Source organism: Bradyrhizobium sp. LA2.1 (assembly GCF_040547725.1).
Lineage (GTDB): Bacteria > Pseudomonadota > Alphaproteobacteria > Rhizobiales > Xanthobacteraceae > Bradyrhizobium > Bradyrhizobium barranii.
The window spans coordinates 73,357-94,775 of the sequence record NZ_JBEPQI010000024.1; the positions used below are offsets into that span (position 1 = coordinate 73,357).

26 protein-coding genes and 1 pseudogene are annotated in these 21,419 nt (G+C 59.2%); 19 read left to right on the forward strand and 8 right to left on the reverse strand.

The window, feature by feature from the left end:
* Positions 1 to 285 carry a hypothetical protein gene (locus tag ABIB95_RS35305; RefSeq protein WP_354246452.1) on the forward strand — a complete coding sequence of 95 codons (285 nt, stop codon included), beginning with the start codon at positions 1 to 3 and terminating at the stop codon, positions 283 to 285.
* A gap of 146 nt (positions 286 to 431) precedes the next feature.
* Here the strand turns inward: ABIB95_RS35305 and ABIB95_RS35310 are convergent, their stop codons facing one another.
* Positions 432 to 1,748: an NRAMP family divalent metal transporter gene (locus tag ABIB95_RS35310; RefSeq protein WP_502917900.1), complete on the reverse strand. Its 1,317-nt coding sequence runs from the start codon at positions 1,746 to 1,748 to the stop codon at positions 432 to 434.
* Positions 1,749 to 2,165: 417 nt separating this feature from the next.
* Between ABIB95_RS35310 and ABIB95_RS35315 the strand changes: the two genes are divergently transcribed.
* Entirely contained in the window at positions 2,166 to 2,396 is a 231-nt protein-coding gene (locus tag ABIB95_RS35315; protein WP_354246455.1) for a hypothetical protein, read from the forward strand.
* Between the two features lie 96 nt (positions 2,397 to 2,492).
* Positions 2,493 to 2,666 carry a DUF3606 domain-containing protein gene (locus ABIB95_RS35320; protein ID WP_071911790.1) on the forward strand — a complete coding sequence of 58 codons (174 nt, stop codon included), beginning with the start codon at positions 2,493 to 2,495 and terminating at the stop codon, positions 2,664 to 2,666.
* Positions 2,667 to 2,700: 34 nt separating this feature from the next.
* Here the strand turns inward: ABIB95_RS35320 and ABIB95_RS35325 are convergent, their stop codons facing one another.
* Complete coding sequence (locus tag ABIB95_RS35325) at positions 2,701 to 2,886, reverse strand: hypothetical protein (RefSeq protein WP_014493715.1); 186 nt, start codon at positions 2,884 to 2,886, stop codon at positions 2,701 to 2,703.
* Between the two features lie 570 nt (positions 2,887 to 3,456).
* Here ABIB95_RS35325 and ABIB95_RS35330 point away from each other — a divergent pair.
* From ABIB95_RS35330 to ABIB95_RS35345, 4 genes are all read left to right on the forward strand, one after another.
* Entirely contained in the window at positions 3,457 to 3,879 is a 423-nt protein-coding gene (locus tag ABIB95_RS35330; protein WP_354246458.1) for a hypothetical protein, read from the forward strand.
* A 189-nt stretch (positions 3,880 to 4,068) separates the two neighbouring features.
* The gene (locus ABIB95_RS35335) at positions 4,069 to 4,383 is read left to right on the forward strand and encodes a hypothetical protein (RefSeq protein ID WP_354246461.1); all 315 of its coding nucleotides are present in this window, start codon (positions 4,069 to 4,071) and stop codon (positions 4,381 to 4,383) included.
* A gap of 42 nt (positions 4,384 to 4,425) precedes the next feature.
* Positions 4,426 to 4,617, forward strand: coding sequence for a hypothetical protein (locus tag ABIB95_RS35340; RefSeq protein WP_231142698.1), 192 nt, complete (start codon positions 4,426 to 4,428; stop codon positions 4,615 to 4,617).
* Positions 4,618 to 5,072: 455 nt separating this feature from the next.
* Positions 5,073 to 5,321 carry a hypothetical protein gene (locus ABIB95_RS35345; RefSeq protein ID WP_014493719.1) on the forward strand — a complete coding sequence of 83 codons (249 nt, stop codon included), beginning with the start codon at positions 5,073 to 5,075 and terminating at the stop codon, positions 5,319 to 5,321.
* 39 nt (positions 5,322 to 5,360) lie between these two features.
* Here the strand turns inward: ABIB95_RS35345 and ABIB95_RS35350 are convergent, their stop codons facing one another.
* The 3 genes and pseudogenes from ABIB95_RS35350 to ABIB95_RS35360 form a co-directional block, all read right to left on the reverse strand.
* Entirely contained in the window at positions 5,361 to 5,558 is a 198-nt protein-coding gene (locus ABIB95_RS35350) for a hypothetical protein (protein WP_028153017.1), read from the reverse strand.
* Positions 5,555 to 5,755 (reverse strand): hypothetical protein, encoded by a 201-nt coding sequence (locus ABIB95_RS35355; protein WP_166100197.1) that lies wholly within the window; start codon positions 5,753 to 5,755, stop codon positions 5,555 to 5,557. The genes ABIB95_RS35350 and ABIB95_RS35355 overlap by 4 nt, the downstream gene beginning before the upstream one ends.
* Positions 5,756 to 5,968: 213 nt before the next feature.
* Positions 5,969 to 6,656 (reverse strand): annotated as a pseudogene (locus ABIB95_RS35360) (SOS response-associated peptidase).
* A 390-nt stretch (positions 6,657 to 7,046) separates the two neighbouring features.
* Here ABIB95_RS35360 and ABIB95_RS35365 point away from each other — a divergent pair.
* From ABIB95_RS35365 to ABIB95_RS35375, 3 genes are all read left to right on the forward strand, one after another.
* Complete coding sequence (locus ABIB95_RS35365) at positions 7,047 to 7,454, forward strand: hypothetical protein (protein ID WP_085405751.1); 408 nt, start codon at positions 7,047 to 7,049, stop codon at positions 7,452 to 7,454.
* A gap of 490 nt (positions 7,455 to 7,944) precedes the next feature.
* Positions 7,945 to 8,472 carry a Cache 3/Cache 2 fusion domain-containing protein gene (locus ABIB95_RS35370; RefSeq protein WP_354246466.1) on the forward strand — a complete coding sequence of 176 codons (528 nt, stop codon included), beginning with the start codon at positions 7,945 to 7,947 and terminating at the stop codon, positions 8,470 to 8,472.
* A 328-nt stretch (positions 8,473 to 8,800) separates the two neighbouring features.
* Complete coding sequence (locus ABIB95_RS35375) at positions 8,801 to 9,238, forward strand: hypothetical protein (RefSeq protein WP_341850527.1); 438 nt, start codon at positions 8,801 to 8,803, stop codon at positions 9,236 to 9,238.
* A gap of 584 nt (positions 9,239 to 9,822) precedes the next feature.
* Here ABIB95_RS35375 and ABIB95_RS35380 read toward each other — a convergent pair.
* On the reverse strand, positions 9,823 to 10,071 hold the full coding sequence (locus ABIB95_RS35380) for an SGNH hydrolase domain-containing protein (RefSeq protein ID WP_354246469.1): 249 nt from the start codon (positions 10,069 to 10,071) through the stop codon (positions 9,823 to 9,825).
* 385 nt (positions 10,072 to 10,456) lie between these two features.
* Here ABIB95_RS35380 and ABIB95_RS35385 point away from each other — a divergent pair, with 385 nt between their 5' ends.
* The 7 genes from ABIB95_RS35385 (at position 10,457) to ABIB95_RS35415 (ending at position 16,403) form a co-directional block, all read left to right on the forward strand.
* On the forward strand, positions 10,457 to 12,613 hold the full coding sequence (locus ABIB95_RS35385; protein WP_354246472.1) for an acyltransferase family protein: 2,157 nt from the start codon (positions 10,457 to 10,459) through the stop codon (positions 12,611 to 12,613).
* 189 nt (positions 12,614 to 12,802) lie between these two features.
* Entirely contained in the window at positions 12,803 to 12,985 is a 183-nt protein-coding gene (locus ABIB95_RS35390) for a hypothetical protein (protein WP_166343075.1), read from the forward strand.
* Positions 12,985 to 13,374 (forward strand): tyrosine-type recombinase/integrase, encoded by a 390-nt coding sequence (locus tag ABIB95_RS35395; RefSeq protein ID WP_354246475.1) that lies wholly within the window; start codon positions 12,985 to 12,987, stop codon positions 13,372 to 13,374. The genes ABIB95_RS35390 and ABIB95_RS35395 overlap by 1 nt, the downstream gene beginning before the upstream one ends.
* An 8-nt stretch (positions 13,375 to 13,382) precedes the next feature.
* Positions 13,383 to 13,631, forward strand: a complete 249-nt coding sequence (locus ABIB95_RS35400) for a hypothetical protein (RefSeq protein WP_354246478.1) — start codon at positions 13,383 to 13,385, stop codon at positions 13,629 to 13,631.
* Positions 13,632 to 13,737: 106 nt separating this feature from the next.
* Positions 13,738 to 15,600 carry an acyltransferase family protein gene (locus ABIB95_RS35405; RefSeq protein WP_354246481.1) on the forward strand — a complete coding sequence of 621 codons (1,863 nt, stop codon included), beginning with the start codon at positions 13,738 to 13,740 and terminating at the stop codon, positions 15,598 to 15,600.
* 327 nt (positions 15,601 to 15,927) lie between these two features.
* Entirely contained in the window at positions 15,928 to 16,110 is a 183-nt protein-coding gene (locus tag ABIB95_RS35410) for a hypothetical protein (protein ID WP_231142682.1), read from the forward strand.
* Complete coding sequence (locus ABIB95_RS35415; RefSeq protein WP_231142674.1) at positions 16,107 to 16,403, forward strand: hypothetical protein; 297 nt, start codon at positions 16,107 to 16,109, stop codon at positions 16,401 to 16,403. Before ABIB95_RS35410 ends, ABIB95_RS35415 begins: the two co-directional genes overlap by 4 nt.
* Positions 16,404 to 17,324: 921 nt before the next feature.
* On the opposite strand, the gene ABIB95_RS35420 is transcribed toward ABIB95_RS35415, so the two are convergent.
* The gene (locus ABIB95_RS35420; RefSeq protein ID WP_354246484.1) at positions 17,325 to 17,693 is read right to left on the reverse strand and encodes a hypothetical protein; all 369 of its coding nucleotides are present in this window, start codon (positions 17,691 to 17,693) and stop codon (positions 17,325 to 17,327) included.
* A 198-nt stretch (positions 17,694 to 17,891) separates the two neighbouring features.
* Here ABIB95_RS35420 and ABIB95_RS35425 point away from each other — a divergent pair, with 198 nt between their 5' ends.
* A complete protein-coding gene (locus tag ABIB95_RS35425; protein WP_354246487.1) occupies positions 17,892 to 19,250 on the forward strand; it encodes a hypothetical protein in 1,359 nt (452 codons plus the stop codon).
* 433 nt (positions 19,251 to 19,683) lie between these two features.
* Here the strand turns inward: ABIB95_RS35425 and ABIB95_RS35430 are convergent, their stop codons facing one another.
* Positions 19,684 to 20,286, reverse strand: a complete 603-nt coding sequence (locus tag ABIB95_RS35430) for a helix-turn-helix domain-containing transcriptional regulator (RefSeq protein ID WP_354246490.1) — start codon at positions 20,284 to 20,286, stop codon at positions 19,684 to 19,686.
* Between the two features lie 111 nt (positions 20,287 to 20,397).
* On the opposite strand from ABIB95_RS35430, the gene ABIB95_RS35435 reads away from it, so the two are divergent.
* Positions 20,398 to 21,180: an outer membrane protein gene (locus tag ABIB95_RS35435; protein ID WP_166343066.1), complete on the forward strand. Its 783-nt coding sequence runs from the start codon at positions 20,398 to 20,400 to the stop codon at positions 21,178 to 21,180.
* Positions 21,181 to 21,419 lie beyond the last annotated feature (239 nt).

Below are 21,419 nucleotides of genomic sequence, written 5' to 3' on the forward strand. Positions count from 1 at the left end.
ATGACAACACATCGCTTCGCAAACTCCATGTCCTCGGCGCTTCGCCATCCCGGCGTGATCGCGCTGATCGTGGCCGGCTTGACGATTGCTGCGATGGTGATCGTCGATCACGGGCCGTGGAATCGCGCCAAGACGCAGCCGGCTCATGTTGCGATGTATGCAACGACGGGCGAGGCCGCACATGCCGCCGGCGCCAAGGTGCTTCCCACCGCACCGAAGTCGCCGGTCGAGCCGGAGCGGCCGGGGCCGAACACATCTCCGACCGTCAATCCCGTGACGCCGTAATACGGTCCATCAGCGTGCCGGCCGTGCTCGCGGCTTTCATCATCGTCGTCGCGTCGCAGATTTTGGCGCCGCAGATCTTGGCGTCGCAGATCTTGGCGTCGCAGATCTTGGCGTCGCAGGTCTCGTCGTCGCTGTCGCCGGTCCGGTCAGCCGATCGCGGACGAGCCGAGCAGAGCGAGGACGGCCAGCGCCATGATCGCGGTGCCGAGCCAGCCCAGCGCGACCAGCCGTGAGCGGGCCTTGAAGCGGCCCATGATCGCACGGCTCGAGACGATCAGCATCATCATTGCCATGATCGGCACGGCAACGATGCCGTTGAGCACCGCGCTCCATACCAGCATGTGTATCGAGTTGATGCCGGTGAAGCCGAGGCCGAAGCCGATGATGGTTGCGGCCGCGATGATGGTGTAGAAGCCGACCGCTTTTTCCGGCTTCGCCTCCAGCGTGGCGTGCCAGCCGAAAGTCTCCGCGACGGCGTAAGCCGCCGAGCCCGCCAGAACTGGGATCGCCAGAAGGCCGGTGCCGATGATGCCGAGCGCGAACAGAGCGAAGGTGAAGTCGCCGGCGAGCGGACGCAGCGCTTCGGCCGCTTCCGTCGCCGAATTGATCCTGGTGACGCCATTGGCGTTCAGCACGGCCGCCGTGGTCAGGATGATGAAGAAGGCGATGCTGTTGGAGAGCAGCATGCCGACGATGGTGTCGGCCCTGATGCGCGCGATCTCGGGGGCGCCCCCGCTCGGAAGGTCGCGCAGCGGCTTGTCGCGCTGGCCCTGGTTCATCTCCTCGACCTCTTGCGAGGCCTGCCAGAAGAAGAGATAGGGGCTGATGGTGGTGCCGAGCACGGCGACGACCATCAGGAAATAGTCGGCGCTGATCGTCGCCTTCGGCCATACCGCGGCGAGCAACGCGGTGCCCCACGGGATATTCACGGTGAAGGCGGTGGCGACATAGGCGAACAGCGTAAGGGTCAGGAATTTGAGCACTGGCGAATAGCGGCGATAGGGCACGAACACCTGGAGCAAGGTCGAGCCTGCCGCGAAGATCAGCGCGTGCTCGTGATTGAGCCCGCCGATGACCAGCGAGAGCGCCTCCGCCATTGCGGCGATGTCGGCGGCGATGTTGAAGGTGTTGGCGATGACGAGCAGCGAGACGAGCCCCAGCACGATCCAGCGCGGCGCGAGCTGCAGGACATTGGCGGCGAGCCCTTTGCCGGTGACCCGGCCGATGCGGGCGCTGACGAGCTGAATCGCGATCATGAACGGCAGGGTCAGAAACACCGTCCAGAGCAGCCCATAGCCGAATTGCGCACCCGCCTGCGAATAGGTGGCGATGCCCGACGGATCGTCGTCGGCTGCGCCGGTGATGAGCCCGGGCCCCAGCCGTTGCAGCAGCCCCGGTCCGGACTTCGCCGATCCTTCGGCGCTGGCGTGCTTGGCGGCGTGCTGCTTCGATCGGTTTGACAAGGGCTGACCTTCCGGCTTCTGGAATTACGAAGTGTGCTTCAAGCGCGTCATGGCCGCAAAGTTCCTGCCTCCGCCGGCGCCGCGCCGTCCGCTGATGCCAACGCCCCGTCATCCTTTGACACGTCGGGCAAAACACTTGTAGAGTGATACCATCACAGAGATCGTTCGAGCTCGCACCGTCACCGGTTGCGGGCTCTTCCTTTGCCTCCCGTTCAAAGCGGTCGCCATCATCTCGCACGAGAGCATGTCGCCGACGGTCGGCCGATCCCTGGACACGGAAGCCGTCGGCGATCAGGCCGCACTTGCTCCTCTGTCCGCCGTCGCGCAACACGGTCTGGTTCTCATGCCAGTGGCGCCCGCCGGCCGCCGGGGTTATCGTTGCTCTGATTCGCGCCTTCCGAAAACCTGGAACCAAAGATGGATGAGCGCGTTGCGGTGCCGGTTGACGGGCCGTTCCAACCCGCCCCGGCAGCAAAGTCACGGTGCGGTCCTGCCTTGCCCAAGGCGAGGCCGCTCGCCGTACGAGCAAAGAATTTGCAACGACAAAAGGGGGCACATTTGGCCGCCGATCTGGTTTTCAGAATTGCAATTGTCGGGCTGTTTCTGTTTTCAGCGGTGCTCGCTTCGATGCTGTGGCTGAACGTATGAGCCTCGACGCGTGAGCCTCGACCTATGAGTCTCGTCCTGCCGTTTGGAACGGCCGGTCCATGGTGGCGTTTGCTCTTCCATGAGGGAGGAAACGCGATGGACAATCTGACGAAGCGCGGGCAACCGGACCGCAGCAAGATCAACATGCACGAGGCCCACGAGGTCAAGTACTGGACGCACGCGCTCGGCATATCGAAGGAGGAGCTGCAAAAGGCTGTCGACAAGGTCGGCAATTCGGCCGCCGCCGTCCGCAAGGAATTGGCGACGTAACGCGTCCAACGCATGCGCGCCGGGGCGCGTGCTGCTACTTGATGCTGACGAACATGCCCCAGGCGGCGGCCAGCGCGCCGCCGGTGAAGACGACCACCGGGTTGTCGCAGAACGTGCTGCCATAGCTGCACACGTTCGCACCGAACTGGCCGAGCTCGTGATGGCTCGCGGAGTAGAACAGTCCCGACAGCACCAGCAATGCGGCGGCGACGTAATACATCGACGAAATCTCCAGCTTGCCCATGCGCCCTCGCAAGGGACATGTCCCAGCATGACGCGGAGAGATTTCATTCCGCCGAATCCGCTTCGCCGCATTTGGATAAAGTTTGACCCGTTGGGCCAACGATGCCGTGACGCAGAAAATCAACGCGGCTGGTTCAAAGGCCCGCAAGTCAGCGAAGCAATTTTGCCGGACGCATTGAAGGTGAGGATCGCGCTCACGACGCCATCGCGCGCGATATAGGAAATGGATGCTCCATCGTCGGAGCCAGTCAACCGCAGCGGCCATCGGGTGGCCTTATGAACTCGAGGTGAACATCTCCCCTCGTATTGACTTTTTGTTCATTATCTGTTCTTATTGGGCCGTGCCGTCGGTACTGGCCTGCTTCCGTCCTCAGTGGCCTGTTTTGATTTTGGGAGTGGCTTGTTTTGGCAATTAACCCGAGCGTTAATTGGCCATAAAACTGTTACCTCTGAGGGTAACTTCCACGACTCAGTTGCAAAAAGCTTAGATACGCGTATGCGCTAGCTTTTTGAGCACCCTACTGGGCGGCTCGTCGCGAGTCGTCCTATGTCCGTTCTTGCCCGTCACAAGGCTAGGTGTGAAGCTGACCGCTACAGTGCGCGGGCGCAGGCTGTTAAGAATTTGACGCCCCATCTCCCGGAATTCAACTTATCGGGATGGGGTGCGCGGGCCCGGGAGGCATATCTGGCTCAGTGGCGCGGCGGCCCCAAATGCAATTGGGATTGGGAGGACGTGGCGGTGACCGTTATTACCGCAAAGGGGTTTAACATGGTTGAGCTAGCCAAGAAGTTCTTCGGCTGGACCACTGTCCGGCTGGTAGACAAGCCGCTCCCTGAGCCGGAGCCGGTGAATGCTAACGCGCGCCCCATGACTGGTTTCTTTGCGGGCCTTACGCCGGAGCAGAAAAAGAGGGCGCTGGATTATCGCGGTGAGGAAGCCCACGGCGATAAGAGCTTTCTGCACGCATAATCACCCCATTCACCTGTATTTTGGATCAAAGGCCGCCAGAACTGGCGGCCTTTTGTTTCCAGGTACCTGCAATTTCCGGCCACCTCAGTCGGCGCCCTCAGCCCCCGTCTCGCGCCCCCGCATTTCTTTCGCATTGACTATTTGTTCATGATTTGTTCTTATCATGCCATCGTCAGGTGGAGATGGGCCGTGGACAACCGCATCAATGAAATCCGCAACATCGTCAGAGCGCTACGCGTCAGCATGCGAGAGGCCGAGGCCATCATGCACGAGCAGATCAAGCGCGACGAGGACTGCACCTTCGTGGCGGAAGAGATCATGAAGATGCGCGTCGTGATGAGCGGCCTGGTTCAGGAGCGGACACGGCTCGGCGACAGCGAGCCTATTCTCGTGCACAGCCTGTTCGTACCGCGCCGGCCGCCGACAACGCCGCGGACTGGTCTTGCCAAGCGCCGCCTCGTACCGCGCGGAATTGAGCAGCAACGGGGCCACGCACGCCCGTGATCATGGATGGACAATCTCAGGCGGTTTCCGGCGCCGTGGGTCATGATCGCGGAAGAGGAGTGCTTCCGAGTCAAGGACGCGAACGGCTTCACGATCTGCTGCGTTCTTCATCGCGATGATCTGCACTCGTGGGGCTACCAATATGCCCACCAGTATCTATCGCGCGACGAGGCGCGACGGATCGCAACGGCAATCGCGCGATTGCCGGAGCTGTTGAAGCGTCCTCAGTATTGAGCTGTTCGCTTTGCCAGGTCCCCTTTGGAACTTCTTGCTGCAAACTGGAATTAGTTTTGTGGTCGGCCCACCGCCGATGGCCGGCCTGGAATGGCGGCTCCGGCGCCCCCCAGCCCCCCGTCCCGCGCCGGGGCCGTTTTCAGGAGTTAGGGCTGGTCCGACAAAAACACCGGGGCAGGCCCTTTTGCATCGCCGGCAGACCTTCAGCAGGCAACCGTAGATCGTTTTCCGGAGATCGTTTTCGGTCTCGACGAAACACGCCTGAAACATTGCTGAAACCCGATTGTCCTGAACGCCGCGCCCGTTCGCCTCGACCAACGGAGCGAGAAGGAGACAAGTCATGATCCAGGTCGGTTCGAAAGAAGAAGTCGCGTTTCTGCTGGCGCTGTTCGGCACGCACACCCAGCCGGTCAAGCGGCCGAAGCCGAAATCGCAGCAACGCTGAAGGCGGAGCCATGCCCGGTTTGGCCGATTGCCAGAGCCTCTTGCGTCTCTTGATCGCAAGGGGCGATCCGAGGGCCATTCCGCTCGCCAAAGGCGCCATCGATCAATATTTGAACACCGCGCCGGCCAGCCTCCGCGGGCGAGGCCTGCGCGTGCTCCAGCGCGACGCGCTCGACCAGCACGGTGCCGCGGTCGGGGTGCAGCGCTCCTTCGCGGAGACGGTGGACGCCTATATCGAGCGCAAGCTTGCGGAGGAGTGACACCTTCCGGTGCGGCGGTTCAGGCAGCGTGGCTGCCGGTCAGGCTGCGATGGGCGGCGTGGCTTGCGCCAACAACAGCCCGATCTTCCGGTCGAGCTGCCAGACCTCGACGTTGCCCCGGCGCGTGAACTGTTGTGCGACGCGAAGCGCGGATGCATCGGAGTCAGCCTCGAACGCTTCGGCCGAGCGAAACACGCCGTTCTCGCCAACCAGATAGGCGCGGTATTGCCGGCTCATGTCGGCGCCCTCAGGCCCGGCGAATGCAGCCAGGACTCGATCTGCATGGCCGTCTCGTCCTGTCGCGCCCGGCGCAGCAGGATCTCACGGCGCCGTCCCGGCGCAAGCGTCTGAGCCTCCTCGCGAAGGCGAGCGGCCTCGTCAGCGAGCCGCTCCTTGAGAGTTTTGGACTGTTTGTAACGACGTCGCTTCAGCATGGCATTGCTCCCTCGTTCGAGTGGGGCGGGAGCGCAACTGGCGTTCTCATCACCGACCGATGCCAAGTGCCGTGCGGTGATATTTCAACTCTACGCCTCGGGCCGAGGAGAGTCTGTATCATTTGTTAATTGGTTCGAAGAATCTCTCGGGCGTCATCGCAGCTCGGTTTGAGCAGTTTTATTCCTATCGCGTGCAGGTAGTTCCTAAGTTCACTATTGAACGGAAGTGGCGTCGGCGATTGAAGGTCTATCCTCCTTGTCTGCGCCCCGCGCCACGATTTTAAGCGCTTGATCTGACAAAGGCCGTTGGAGCGCCTTAGCCTCGTCCCATGGCGCCCGCAGCCAAACATCTCGTTCTTCGGCCGTCGTCAGGATCGCCGGCATTGCCTTTGGATGAATGGGCTCGACAACGGCATTCGGCGCCGTCGTGAGAAAACCATAGACCTGATGAGGTCCAGGCACGGGCTTTGACTTCGTACCGCGATCGCCCTTGAAAGTTGTCCAGATACCGGCGAACGCGAACAGCGGCCGCGTCTCGTCTATCGCAAACCACACGACGTCTTTCTTCTTTGTTTCCGGATTCGGCTCAGGCGCATACTCAGCAAAACTGTTGACGGGCACGAGACAGCGATGCTCCGGCTTGAGCCATGCGCGCCAGTGCGGCGACGAGGTGTTGCGGATGTTGGTGACGGGCGGGCCGGGCTTGCTCGGTGGTGGCGGCATGCCCCCAACGCATCATCACAATCTCCCGTTCGCCCCCGCCTGCGTCGCGAATGACCGGTGCCGGGTAATCCGGAAATACGCCAGGCATTGGTGGCAAGTTACCCTCGTAGCGACGGACCACGCGGAAGAGCCCGGCGATGGCGGCCTGATTGGTGGTGATCGAATACAGATTGCACATGGAGACGATTATTCCTTATCGCTCGCCCGGCCAAAGGTAGTTTCGAGTGAGGGGGGTCGCTAGTCGTAATGATGTCTGTATTCGCATCAATGGGCAAACAGACGTCAGGTTGGCCTGTGCATTAAGGGCCAATTCCGGGCATTGCTTAGGGGGCCACGGTGCCTTCGTGTGACGCCACCTGTTTCCCGGATGCGTCAGGTGACGTAGAATGCCACTGCCCCTTGAAGCGGGACGTGCCGAAATCACCGTCCGGGCAAACGAGCAGCACTTGTGCCGTCGGCAAGCACGCTCTCTTAGAAGCCGTTCTTTTTTCGGTTTCGTACCACCGTTCACCACGAACTTTGCGCGCTGCTTATGCGGCGGCTCGTTCGGTAACGTCGGGAGAAAGCGATGAGCAAGATCGATCGAAGGTCCGCACTGGGAATCGCGTTGGCTGCAGTTTCGGCTGCCATGGTCAAGCCAGCCGCCGCTCAAGCCACAAGCTACAAGGATACGACGCCTTGGCCAGGTGTCGTGGTGCGTGAATATGAAGGCGAAACACCATCCTTGATCCCAGGTTTTAAGACCGTCTCAATGCGCGATATCATTATGCAGCCGGGGTCAAAGACCATGGGGCCCCCGATGATGAATGCCATGATCTGCCATATCACCGAAGGGGAGCTTCGGCTTGAGCAGGAGGGAAAGACCTTTACGGGCAAGAAGAATTTTGTCTGGACCTGCAACAAGGAAACAAAAGAACAGGCGTTCAACGATGGGAATGTGGTCGCGATTATGCGGATCACCGACCTGAAGGCTTAACGCTCGTTTCTTCGCAAGAGATCGATTGTGGGCGCGGATGGTGCATGCGACAACGCGCCATCCGCGTGCAGGACCGCCTCGGTCAATCGCATCGATCAGCGACCGTGTCGCCTATGTCCGGTCTGCCCAACACAGCGCATTTCTGTGATTGCTCGAGTGCCGCCGGGCTCGTCAGTTTCGGGTACCCCGACTACAAATCTAATGCAGGACCTTGAAGCAGAGTGAACCGTGTACCAACGCGCGGGCCGCGACCGCGCTTTGCGGCAAGGCAGAAGTGATGTAACCTCTCTTGCGAGCTGCCATGAGGACGTGCCGACAGTCCTGTATTCGCCAATTATCTTAGCGGCAGCGCTGATGCCGTCGGCGGGCAATTCCTAGACCTGTAATCTCTGGTCTGTTCAATCGCAGTCAAAACCAAGGCGCGAATGACGTGCACACCGCGTGAGGTGCGCGTGAAGGAAAATGCCGTATTTCACATCAGGAGCTTACAATGGATCGGAAAACCTTTCTGGTCGGCGTTATGGCCGCCGCATGCCTTGTTGCAACCTCTACACTAATACCGGGCACCGGGCACGCCCAAGCGGATCCGAGAGTAACGAAATCGATGGAAACCTTAAAAGCCATGACGGCGAAATTAGGAGCCCCCAAGCTCGAAGGAAGGGAAGCTGTTGGGGGTAAAGACGCACCAGCTCTGTATTTCGGCACGACTAAGATCAATAGCAACTTCGACATCGTCGACGCGGTTGGAAGCGAGGACGGCAAAGGGATGACTGCCACGCTGTTTGCAAAAGACGGAGGCGAATACGTCCGAGTATCTACAAGTGTGCCAAAACCCGATGGAAGCGGCCGAGCAGTTGGCACCGTCCTAGCCGGGCCAGCGCTTGAAGCGATCAAGGCGGGGAAGAGCTATCACGGCGAGGTGCCCATACTAGGTACGCCCTACATAACCGGATACGAACCGATCAAGGACAGTACGGGCGCCGAAATCGGCATCTATTACGTCGGCTACAAGAAGTAGTTGAGAGCCATAAGAAATCGTCTGGCAACACTGGACGCGCGGCCGTAGCTGTCGAGGTCCGAGTTGGGTCAAAACCGGCAATACTCTGGTTGAGCAGAGAATTTCTGCTCAAATCCCAAAAACCGACGTCGCCGATTTGCCGGTTGGAATGACGGCGCCGGCGCGACCCGCACCCGGAGCCGCTTTGGCGTCTTTGACACGTCGGGCAACACACTGGCATAATACTATCATTGAGACGATTTCGTTCGTACCCGCGCCGGAGATTCATCCGCCGCGGGTTTTTTTATTCCCGATCCAGGACTGGATATGATTGCAAAGGGTTTTTCAGATGACCGAATTGGTGAACAAGCGTTCTGAAGTGGCGTTGGCGAGGGAGGCGGCTCGCAGAACTTTGAAGCAGCGAACGATGACTGAGATCAAATCCTTGGCGCGGACGCATACTGTGCACGCCGTGAATACTCTCGTGAAGATCATGCTCGACAAGAATGCTCCAGCGCATGCACGTGTCTCGGCCGCCAATGCCATTCTCGATCGCGGATGGGGCAAGCCGTTGCAGCCCATCGCGAATGAAGACGGTAAGCCCCTTGAGTTCATTCATCGCATCGAGCGGGTCATTGTACATCCCGGCGACGGTCAAACGTTCGACGCCCATGTTGAGGAATCCGTGCTCCGCGAACCGCTAAGCGTTCTTGGAAGCATCGGCGCGACGGGCGATTTCGACGTCTCTCACGAAGAGCTTTGGCTGCGTTCGCAGGAGAATACATGAGCACTGACCTACAGAAGCCGCGCCAACCGCGGATTGAGCCAGATACCCCAGCTCAAGGCATTGCGGAATTGACCGGTTGGCCGCGCTGGATGGCCGACGCGCTTGCATACAGACCACAGAGCCCGGCTCTAGACGTCGGCTCGCCGGGTGAAACGGCTGCATTGGAGGGCAACGCGACCGGTTCGGTGGGCTTGGCGTCTCTCTAGTGCAAGTCTCAAAAGTCCCTGAAAACACCGGCGATCACTACAATATGTTAGGGGGCGTACCCCCCCAAAGGTCAAGTCGAGGCAAGCCGAATTGATGCGACCGTTGTGACAGTGCTGTGACCACAATTTGCCGACGCACGCGCGGCATGGGGGAAACTTGCAAGCGTCAACCTATCTGATGCCCCCACAAAAAAATCCGTCATTTTTCGCAAGCTTAAGTTGGCGCACATCCCAGCGTGTACTTGTCGGACACAGGAGAGCTCGTGCATGAACCCGAATCTTACTCCTGTTACTTCATAACGTGATCGACAACGTGCACCACGCGCACGACGAAGTATGCGAGAGGACGGACCTCGTCGAGCGCGAAGGCGAAATAGATCAGTTCTCAGTTGGTGCGCCTGAAGACATCGCGTTCGATCCACCCAGGATGAACGTGCGAAATGTTGAGGCAGCCCTATCGGTCATGAAAGTCGATCCGGCCAAGGTAAAATGCGTAGCGTCCCAATAAAGCCAATGGCCTGCGTGATACGTTGGGCACGTTTGGTCGCAGAGATAATCGACCGGTTTGAGCAAGTCGACCCTTCCGGGATACTTAGACTGAACGTGAAAGCGCCTGAGGCTGCTCATATGAAGGTGCTCACGCCAAATGACCCTCGGGAAGGGATCAGTTTAGCTGCGGCAGCTAGAAGGGCAGGAAAATCGGAGACCACGATCCGGAATTGGTGTCCTCAACATGGACTTGGCCGGCGGGTCGGTGGTGGCGTTTGGGTCGTCAGTCAAGTTGCACTTGCCATGTTCCTAGACGGGGATGAGGCGGCGCTCGCGGCTTACCATGCGGGCGATCATTCGAACTTGCGAGTGGTGCGGTACTTTGATCGCTTCGGCGTCCCCCTGCCCAAACCCTCCAAATGTCCAGAATAGGTGATTTTCGATAGCGGAATAGAAACGCTTGGAAATAATTAGACACATATCGAAAAACATGCCACGACGCACCTAGGGTGGAACGAGCGGCATGATCCATACTGTGGTTGGAGTGCTTCGCAACGCTACTCAGTTGCGACAGCATTATTCCCGGACGCGGATGCAAGGCGCCCGCAGACAAGCGGAGTTGCTCGACAGTTTTCCGCGAGACGCGCCAACAAAAACATTTGTCGAGTTTGGATCTTATCCAGGGCAGTTCAACCGCGCCGGACGCGCGCCGATCAACACAACTACGCTCGCCCAAAGCTATCGCCCCGATATCGACGGGTTGCGGGCGGTGGCTGTGCTTTTGGTGGTGATCTTCCATGCGTTCCCTAATGAAGCGTGGCTTCCTGGCGGCTTTGTTGGCGTTGACGTGTTTTTTGTCATCTCCGGATATCTCATCTCGAAAATCCTGTTCAGCGAAATCGAGCAGCACCGCTTCTCCTTGGCGGGCTTTTATGGGCGCCGCATCAGGCGCATCTTTCCTGCCCTCGCCGTATGCCTCACCGCCGTCTTGGTATATGGCTTCGTCGTATTGATGCCCTCGCAGCTTGCTAAACTCGGCAAGCAGGTATTTTTCGGGGCCAGCTTCCTGTCTAACATCGCGCTCTGGAGCGAGAGCGGGTACTTCGACGGTGCCGCTACTTCAAAGCCGCTACTGCATCTTTGGTCTTTGGGGATTGAAGAGCAGTTTTATATTCTCTGGCCACCGCTGCTTTGGGTTGCTTTCAAACTAAAGGCTACGATTGGGCGATTGACAGCTGGGTTGCTTGTGGCCTCCTTTGTGGTCAACTTGGCTCTCTCGCTCACTGACACATCGAGCGATTTCTACCTGCCGGTCTCCCGCTTCTGGGAACTACTGGCGGGTGCAGCACTGGCTTGGCGACCGGATATCAATCTCAAAGCAAGCCTCAGGCATGTAATTTCAATTACGGGCATTGCAGCCATTGCAATCTCTGCGGCTTCGTTCGCACCCGAGATGCGCTTTCCCGGATGGCTCGCTTTGCTACCTGTGGCGGGGTCGATCGCGGTCATCATGGCAGGACCAAATGCCATTGTTAACAAAACGATCCTTTCAAACCGCGCTGCGGTATCCATAGGCCTTATCAGCTATCCCCTATACCTTTGGCACTGGCCACTGATCGCTTTCTCCTATGTTATCCGAGGGAAGCCCCCAACCTCTCTTATGGCTTTCGGACTTGTGGTTGCGAGCTTGCTGCTAGCTTGGGCCACGTACCGTTTCGTTGAGCAGCCCGTTCGTCTTAATTCAAATCGCTTTCGATACACTTCCATTGCGGCGGCATGCGTCGCCGTGCTTGGCGCTTCTGGCTTGATGGTATCGATCATAGGTGGTGTGCCTCAACGGTTTCAGGCCAGCCTTGATCTGGAGAAGATGAATGCTGCCACTCTCGACGAGACCTACGCGCCGACGAAGGGCATGAACGTTCTTGAATTTGATCGCCGCAGAAATTCCGTAGTGGCGCAGATCGGACAAGGCGACCGTAAAGTCGCGCTGGCAGGCAATAGCACAATGTTCCACTACGGCCCTCGTTTGCAGCAACTCGAAGACCAAGGGCAGTTGGCGGTCAGCGCTTATTTTGTGACAGGCCCAGCATGCCCGTTGGTGCCTGGCGTGACCGCACGCGATGAATTTGCAGACTGCGGCGTCGTCGTGAACAGATTGTCGGAACTGGTACGAAGAGAGAAAGTGCAAGCGGTCGTTATCAGTCCTCATTATTGGCCAAGGAAACATGCCTTCATCGAACGGGCTGGCACGTCTATCCCTCTGGAGGGAGGAGACGAAGGCAGGCGCGCTTTCTATGCCAATCTCGAAGATTTTGTTCGCGAATTGAAGCGAAACGCGACGGTTTACCTTGTGCTAGGCGCGCCGCAGTCCCCTACCGCTCTAAATCCCCAACGCATGGTCACTCGAAGTGTCACTGGGATTCGTGCCGATCCGAATGCCCAATCATCCGTGCCAATTACCGATTTGCGAGCGCCTTTTGCTCAGCATGACGCAGATCTACGCACCGTCGCGGAGCGCACGGGCGCGAAGTTGCTAGATGTCTTTCCTGACGTTTGCGGTAACGGCGAGATGTGTTCACCCTTTTTTGGAGCGCGCGAGCCGATATTTTCGGACGGCGTCCATTTGCGTCCTGTGTTTGTACGGGAGCATTTGCACTTCCTGGATTTTCTTTTGATGTAGTGCCTCTCTTTTTACCGCAATGTCCGAGTGTCGTCCCTTCTCGGAAGAAGGCAGATCCGAGACCGGCCCAGATGCGCGCCGGAAAGTTCGCGGCTTTCACCAAACTCGTAACACCAGCAGCGTTGGCATGGCCACGCATCATCCATCTCGCGTATTTACAACCTCATGCAGAGCGCATGAGGACAAGAAATGGACGACCCCACCAGGTTTGAACAATTGGTGCAATTTCGTGCGCCGACTGGTTTGTCGGAAGCGATCGACGGCGCGGCCAGACTGAAGTGGCAGTCGAAATCCGAATACATTCGGCAGTCGGTAATCGTAAGACTGAAGGCGGACGGCATCGATCCGCGGCAGTTCGCTGGGGTGGCCTAATGGTGGCCCAAGGCGTAACCATAGCCATTGCTCGAGGATCTTCCACAAGCTGTCCGGTTGTCGCTCTGGGGGAATGGCTCGACGCGGCTGGCATTGAAGCCGGGCCAGTGTTCCGACCGGTCAACAAAGCCGGCACGGTGAGCGTGGGTAGGCTCACTGATCGATCGGTCGCCAACATCGTGAAGGTCTACGCTGGCGCCGCCGGCTTGGACGAAAAGCAATTCTCCGGGCACTCGCTGCGCCGCGGCTTCCTCACCTCGGCTGCTGCTGCGGGAAAGTCCATCTTCCGAATTCGAGACGTGAGCCGGCATAAGTCAATCGAGACGATGAGCGGCTACGTCCAAGAGGCGGAACTTTTTAAGGATCATGCTGGCGCCGGCCTGCTGTAGAGGTGTTCATGATTGTCACGGTCTTATTGGCAACTAGCGTTGCTCAGATGCCTCCTGCCCCGCGGCTTAATCCGGAAATTTACGCCAACGTCCAACGGACCGGCCCAGGCTACATTATCATGAAGGAAATGTGGGTGCTGCCCCGCCTGAAGTTGACTGCTGGTCAGCGCATCCTGCCCGGCCGAGAGGACATGAACGTCGCGGGCCGCCTGCTGACCAATTTGATAGAAAAGACCTGCGCAGCACCTGCCAGTTAGTCGATTTCCGCCCCAGGAATAGTCCCGCTCGCGCAATGGTTGCTCTCGTGTGCTCGTTACGCTTTATTGCCCAATGTTTCTGGGGGCGCTGGCCGGGCGCTGGGACATGGGCAATCAAGCTATTTATAGACCGCACATTGACGGGCTCCGCGCCATCGCGGTTTCGCTGGTCGTCTTGTTCCACGCCTATCCGTCCACCTTCCCAGGCGGGTTCATTGGCGTTGACATCTTTTTCGTCATCTCCGGCTACTTGATCACGGGCATTATTGCTCGGGACGTTGGCGCGGGCCGCTTCGATCTGGCTGGCTTCTACGCAAGGCGAGCTCGCCGAATATTCCCGGCGCTTCTGGTTGTGCTGGCCGCCGCATTGGCCCTCGGCTACAGGTTGATGCTTCCAGACGCCTATCGGCAACTTGGCATCGACACGGCGGCGAGCGCGGCGTTCTCTGCCAATATCGCGCTCATGATGCAGTCCGGCTACTTCGACGTGGAATCGGCGAAGAAGCCACTTCTGCATTTATGGTCGCTCGGCATCGAAGAGCAGTTTTATCTTTTCTGGCCATTGGTTTTAATTGTATTTGCCCGCAAAGGCCTGAGCCTGTTCCGGGCGTCGCTGTTCCTCGGCTTGGCTTCATTCGCGCTAAATTTGGCGCTGATCGGCAATCACCCCATTGCGGCTTTCTATCTGCCGGTCACCCGAGCCTTTGAGCTTTTCGCGGGCGCAGCGCTTGCTTTGGGCTGTCGCGAGGCCTCGGAAGGGCGATGGCAGGACATTCGAGCACTGGCAGGCGCACTGTTGATCGGCTGCACGGTGGCTCTATTCGATAGCGCCACTCCATTTCCTGGCTGGCGGGCTGCGCTGCCCGTTATCGGAACGCTGCTTGTGCTTTCGTCTCCCGGCGCGTGGGGGTGCCGAGTCATTCTTGCCAGCCGACCGATGGTGTGGGGTGGTTTGATCAGTTATCCGCATTACCTCTGGCACTGGCCGCTGCTTGTCTACTTCGCGATGATCAAAACCGCCTCACTGACCGAAATCGAGCGTGGCCTAGTCATCAGCCTCAGCTTGCTGCTGGCATGGGTGACCTATCGGTTCATTGAATTTCCAATCCGGTTCGGCCGCAGCCAACCACTCAAGACCTGCGGCCTAGTCGCGGGGATGATGGCAATCGCGGCCGCCGGCATAATTGTGGTTCGATCGGATGGCTTTGACGGGCGGTTGCCTCCGCAGGTCCGAGCGATAGCTTCCATCCGCACGGATGGCTCTGGCTGGCGAGTCGGCGAATGCCTTCTCGATCTGAGTCAAAAAACAGATTACGCCGAAACGTGCGTCGATCACGGCAAGCGCCCGATGGTTTTCCTATGGGGCGATTCGACGGCCGGTGCGCTTCTGCCTGGACTGCGCCGAGCCCAAGAAACGCGCGAATTTGGCATTGCGCAATTCACTGCCAGCTCTTGCATGCCCGATCTGGACGGCCCTGCGAATTGCCGTGAAAACAATGCACGAGTGCTCGAAATCGCGGTGAAGATGGACCCGGAGGTTGTGCTGCTGCATGCCTACTGGGGTCTAAACTTGGATGGCGTGGCCGGCATTGTCGCGGCCCTGAAACAGCGCACTCACGCCCGTATAGTGGTCCTCGGTCCCGTGCCGGTGTGGCGGCGCGGCCTACCGCAGGAGGTCATTTTGCATTACTTGCAACATCAGGAATTGATCCCCGAAAGATCCAATATAGGAGTTTCCCTGAATTGGCAGGATGCCCCCATGCGGGCGAAGCTGGAACAGCTTGGAGCTGAGTTCATCTCGGCACGGGATGCACTCTGCGACCATCGGGGGTGTTTGACGAGAATTGGACCAACGGCGGCCGATCTCACCTCAAGCGATACAGTTCACCTCACTGACCGCGCATCTATTCTTCTAATGGCGACGGTGATCGATAAGGTGCTTTGGGGTCCACGAGCGCTAGCCTATTGACCTATAGCTTGGGCTCGACCGCTTCAGCCCTGCGAAATCCGGCGGCTGGCTCCTTGTCCGACTCGCTCGTAATCTTGGGCCATGACCAAGGCAGAGAACAGAGCGGCGGCGAGGGATGGGCCTATCGGTGGCATGGGCTATCGCCACTTAAAAACGGCCCCGGCATGGCTTTTGAGGTGTGAAGGCCGGGGCCGTTGGAGTTACCTTGGCGGTAATGGGGTCGCCACGGTGATCACGAGCATAGGAAAAATTGGCATTCAGTTCTGTCCGCTTGTGGACAAAGCGGTATAGTTCCTCATCAGGAACGGAACCGATCGCAATGAAGACATGCAGGCCCAGTTGGAAAAGCTCCGCACGGATGCTGCCGAGTGCGCCTTGATCCGTGATCTGGCAACTGAACCCAAGAAGCGAGACCTGTTCACCAAGCTGGCCGAGCATCTGACGATCCTGGCCGACGAGGTTGAACGCGCCATCGCTGCCGCGGTGCCTGAGCTGAAGCGGAAGGAATGACCGAACGAAGCTGGGGTCGGCGTTTCGAGGATCCGATCAGGATCGGTGATCGCGTACTGGTGACACTACTCGACGCCGGCGAGTACATCGCGGCACTGCCTAAGAAAGAGCACGCCGCACCGGAATGGCAAGCCGCGATGCAAGCGCTGATCCTGGTGGCGGAAGGTGGCGGCCCGACGATGTTTGCCCGCATCGGGGTCATGCGGGCATTGAACCGCCACCACGTCCCCGAGCTTAACCCGAAGGGAAAGGAGCCCCATTGGGGCCGGCGCAAGCTCAAGAGGGATCAGTAGAGAGGCCGCCGACCGACGCGGCCTTACTTTTTGAATAGCAGAATGAACACTACGACGACTGGTATGGCCCCGGCCGCGCAGATGAAAAACCGAAAACCCCATTCCTCACGCATCACCCAACATAGCTGGGACTCTTTTCCTTGGCATGTGCAGCATTGTGCCAATGCGGCGCGAGACAGTGTCGAAAACCGGCAAGTAGGCCAACTGAGGCGGCCTTAATGTCGGCGCCACCGCAGACCAGAGGCCCCGGCCTCAATAGCTCGGCGATCTAGGTAGTTTGCCGCCAAGACGCAGGCCACCACCATCAAATTCGAAACGAGCGCCCAAAAGATCATTCTCTCCGCCTCCCGTTAGTGTCAGCCCCCCGCCGACGTGACGCCGGCGGGGATTCTTGCAGTGAATCGTTTTGGCTTATTCCGGATCAAACGAGAGTCAGCTCAACGGCTTAGACCGCGATTCCACTGACGAAGAGCCCGCCAGCGTGAGCCGGCGGGCCCTCTATACACATGCGGGCCCGCGGTAATTGCATCACCGTCTCCGCCGATCAATCTTACTGTGGCTAAGGAAGAACAAAGCGGCCAGCACGCCAATAGCGGCGGGTATAACAAGGCTGAGACAGTCCATGACGCACCGCCTTTCAGCAAAGGAATCGTCAACCACCGTGAGCAAGCAAAAACCGGCCAGAGGCTTGCAAGGAGCCAGAGCATCAGACCAAAACAGGCCCAAATGCCCATCAACGTAATGACCGCCTGAGGATTTCTGAAGATCATCACGTGCCAACTTAACACCGATCGGAAATCTCCGTACAGAGCCGAATGGGTAGAAAGCTGTGAGAACAAGCCTGCTTCAGTTAGCGGCCCGCCAGTGTCAGCTGACGGGCCCGCATTGTTGTCGATAACTAACGAATCTAGACCGGCTGGTTCACGACCAGAGGCTCTCCGAGACAATCTCGACGCGCGTCATAGTACCGTCGAGATACGCAGGCGCATCGAGCGGCAGCGGTGAACGAATGTCGCCATAGGCTTTCATTGGATTCTCTCTCTTATACTTTCCGACAATCTCCCGTGCCAGCGCGTTAAAGGGGTGATTTTTGAGCGACCCGCTGAGGTCGTGCCTGGCAGCGATATCCCGCTTTACATACCCGAAGACGGTGACTTCGAGTGGCTGTCCAGCTTCCCACCACGTAACCTCCAACAGGACACTCGCAACGATATTGTTGCCGACCTGTGGGTCGAGCTTCGGTGAGATGCGTGATGTCGTGAAGTGAGCCGATCGAAGTCGCGCGTACAAGAGACGCAGCGGCCTCCTGCAAGTCGAGCAAGACTTGCCGCTGAACCTCTATTTTGCGGGCTAATCTCTGCTCTCGCGCGACAGCTTGCCGATACGACCAGAGGGTGCTCGCTTCCGACGCAGGATCTAAACTCCCGTGTTAAATTGAAGGACTTGCAGTTCGCGCGCCGGTTGAGTAGCGTCCGGCGGGGCTGAGAAATGCATAGTCACACGCGCTTTTGGTGCGTGGGCATCCTTGCGATGCTCGCGTCGTATTTTTTGGTTTGGCCGGTCTGGCGGGCTCAATTCCCGATCGAGATTTGGTTCACCGAGTCGTGGAACGCGTTCCATCAGGATATCGCGGCCGCTGGGCTGCCTCTCTATCCAGGCAGCGATCAGCTCGTCGTTAACAACTACCCTCCGCTTTCCTTCTTAGTCATCGGCGAGCTCGGCAAGCTGTTCGGTGACAATCTCTATGTCGGACGGGTGCTCTCGTTCGTTGGGCTGCTAGCGCTGGCCGTGGAGATCACGCTGGCCGTAAGGATCTTGGCCGGGTCGTTCTCTGCCGGCGTCGTCGGCGGGATGTGGTTCGTCGCTCTGATGGCGCACAATGCCGCACTCTATGTTGGAGCGAACGACCCGCAGATTGCGGGGCAGGCGATCATGGGCGCTGCCCTGGTGTGGTTCCTCGCCCGAGAAAAGGCTGGCCGATCAGCGCTTCCGCCGCTGTTGCTGATGGTTCTGGCAGGCTTCTGGAAACACAACATCATCGCGATCCCGGCGGCGGCCGTTCTGTGGCTATGCCTGCGCGACTGGCGCTCTGCTGCACGGCCCGTGCTGATCAGTGGCGGGGCGGCAGCGGCGGGGCTCGCCCTCTGCGGCGCTGTCTTCGGACCTCAGTTCTTCGCCAATCTGCTCACTGCTCGCGCCTATTCGGTGGGGCATCTGGTGAGCCAGTTGGGGCATCTGCAATGGCTGGCACTCGCGGCGATCCTGTGGGGGTCGTGGGCGTGGTTCGACCGGGCCAGCTACGCCGCGCGCTTTACGGCGCTGCATTCCGCTGTTGCGCTGGCCTCCTGCCTCACGCAATGGCTCGGCGATGGCGTCTTCGGGAATGCTGAGTTCGACCTTACGATCGCGCTCGCGATCGGTCTCGGCGCGACCTTGGCGCGGATCGCCGCTTCGCCAATAGCCGCGGCGATCGGCCTAAACCGATCGCGAGTGATGGTGGTTGTCGCGTTGGCGCTGCGGTTGGTCTTGTCCGGCCGACAGGAAAGCGCCCAAGTGCTGCTTGATCCGCAATTCCGCGCCCGCTACGCGACCGCCGCCGCCGCCATGACCGCGGCGGCGGTGAGCGTCTCGAAGATCCCCGGGGCGGTCTACTGCATGAAGAACAACCTCATCTGCCGGGCAGCCGGCAAAAGCTTCGTGGTCGACGACTTCAAGACGGATCAGCTTTTGGCGACGGGGAAGGCGACCGAAGCCGATCTCTCGGCCATGTTCCAGAACCGCGGAATTACGGTGGTCGAAGGCGCGTCGCTGACTTACGCAGCAGCGCCTCTCTGGCAAACTCCTTAGCCTTCGCCATGGCTTGTTCGCTCGTGAGCTGCTCGGGCCGCAGCCGCGAAACTTCTGGGTTACGCAATGACGAATCAGCGAGCGGGCTCAACGTCCCGGGGAGCTAGCGCAGGGCAGGGATTCCGAAATGCACGGGCTGACGCTTTCCACCCATTCGGAAAGTACCACCTATTTGGAAAGAGGGGGGAGCGAAGTCGATCTCAAGGGCTTCGCTTTCGAGGCTGGCGAGGTGTCGAAGGGTTATACAAGCCGCCCAGTCTGGCTCGACATTGCTAAGCTCGCGGATCACTACCGTGAGGTACTCGCCCGCCGCCGCACTGGTCGCAGGACGCGGTCCTGCACATCATGCGAGGCCAGCGGGTTTTCTGGCTTGAAAGAGTTTCCCGTACGAGGCCGCATATAGGTGCCGGGACGGGGCTCAACTTGAGAAACTCTAAGGCCGCTCAACCAGGGTCTTTCGCGGTCGACCAAGCTTCGGACGGGGTGGCCTGGCCTTGGGCTCAGTCGACGGCACGACCTCCAGCCTGACCCGGAAAGTCTCAAAGAGACTTAGGACCCGGCTTAGCGGCGGATCGACGGTTCCTCCGAACGTCTTGTAAACCGTCGTCCGCATAATGCCGAGTTCGCGCGCGAGCGAGGTGACGTTCTGCGATTTGACGACGGTGCTCAGCTCCCGGATGGTGTCAGTCGGATCGTCGAAAGCGAAGGCTTGACTGAGCCGTGTAGCGATCGCGCTCGGGCTGGCGATCCTGGACGCAGGCGTAACCCGGGCCTTTACGTTCAGCGCTTCGAGCAGCCTAAGAACCCGGCTGAGCTGCGGGTCGATTCGACCGCCAAACGTCCTATAGAGGGTGTCGCGTCGAAGGCCCGCGTCCCGTGCCAGGATCTGTACGTTATGAGCTCGCGTGACGAGGCTGAGCGCCGTCTTAGCCTTTAGTATCTCGTTTTCTTCAAAATTATCAGATAGATAGATGGCGATAGCCGCTGGATTGTCGCGGACTAAATTGGCTATATCTTCTTCGTTGCCAGCCAGCATTTCCAGAGCGTTTGTCCGTCACTGTGGCCTTCCAGCTACAGCATTATCGAGCAATACGTCTAGATTACCTCACAGACATCGACGACGCTTCCACTTGGGGTAATTTTGACAATGAAAAAGACTTTGCTCGCTCTCGCCGCGGTTGTGGCGATGACCGGTTCAGCCTCGGCCGCTGACCTGGCTGCCCGTCCTTACGTGAAGGCTCCGATGCCGGCGCCGGTCGCCAACTGGACCGGCTTCTACATTTTCGGCGGTGGCGGTGGCGGCCTCTCGAATGCTGACCAGAGCGTTGTGGATACGGTTTCCGGTACGCCGCTGACGATCACCCAGCGCCAGGGCGGCTCGGGCTGGTTCGGCACCGTGGGCGCCGGTTACGACTGGCAGTTCAGCGGCACCTGGGTCGCTGGCGTCTTCGCCGACGGTCAGTTCGGCAGCATCCGCGCCACCATCCAGGATCCGCTCAACAATATCACGGGCAACCAGAAGCTGGAAACCTCCTGGGCCGCTGGTGTGCGCCTCGGCTGGCTGGCCGCTCCGAACGTTCTCACCTACGTCAACGGCGGTTACTCGGGCGCCCACTTCGGCCAGACCAACTTCACGGACCTCGCCGGCGTTCCCGTCGGTGCCCACCTCAACAGCTACAACCGCAACGGTTGGTTCATCGGTGGCGGCGTCGAGAACAGCCTGAACTTCTTCGGCATCAGCTCGCCGGGCTGGTTCATGAAGACCGAGTATCGTTCGGCCTTCTACGACCAAAAGACCCAGACCGAACTGCTCGACGTTGGCAACGTTCCGCTGGCCAACAGCATCCGTGCCAACAGCTGGAATCAGACGATCTCGACCTCGCTGGTCTACCGCTTCAATTGGACCGGTCCGGTCGTCGCGAAGTACTGATCTGAACTCAACTTCAGACGTCAAAGCCCCGGCATCGCCGGGGCTTTTTCGTTTGTCCTGAACGCTCGTGCAACACGAAGTGCGATGGGATCCAGGCAAACGCCTAGCGCTGGAATATGCAAAATGACCTGCACGATCACATTGAATGCCGAATTGCGCTCGCCCGGACCTCCGCGGCGGGCTTCGTCGTTTCGGCCGGTAATGAAGGTCGGGGGTGCTTCGGCCTCGGCTACGTTGCC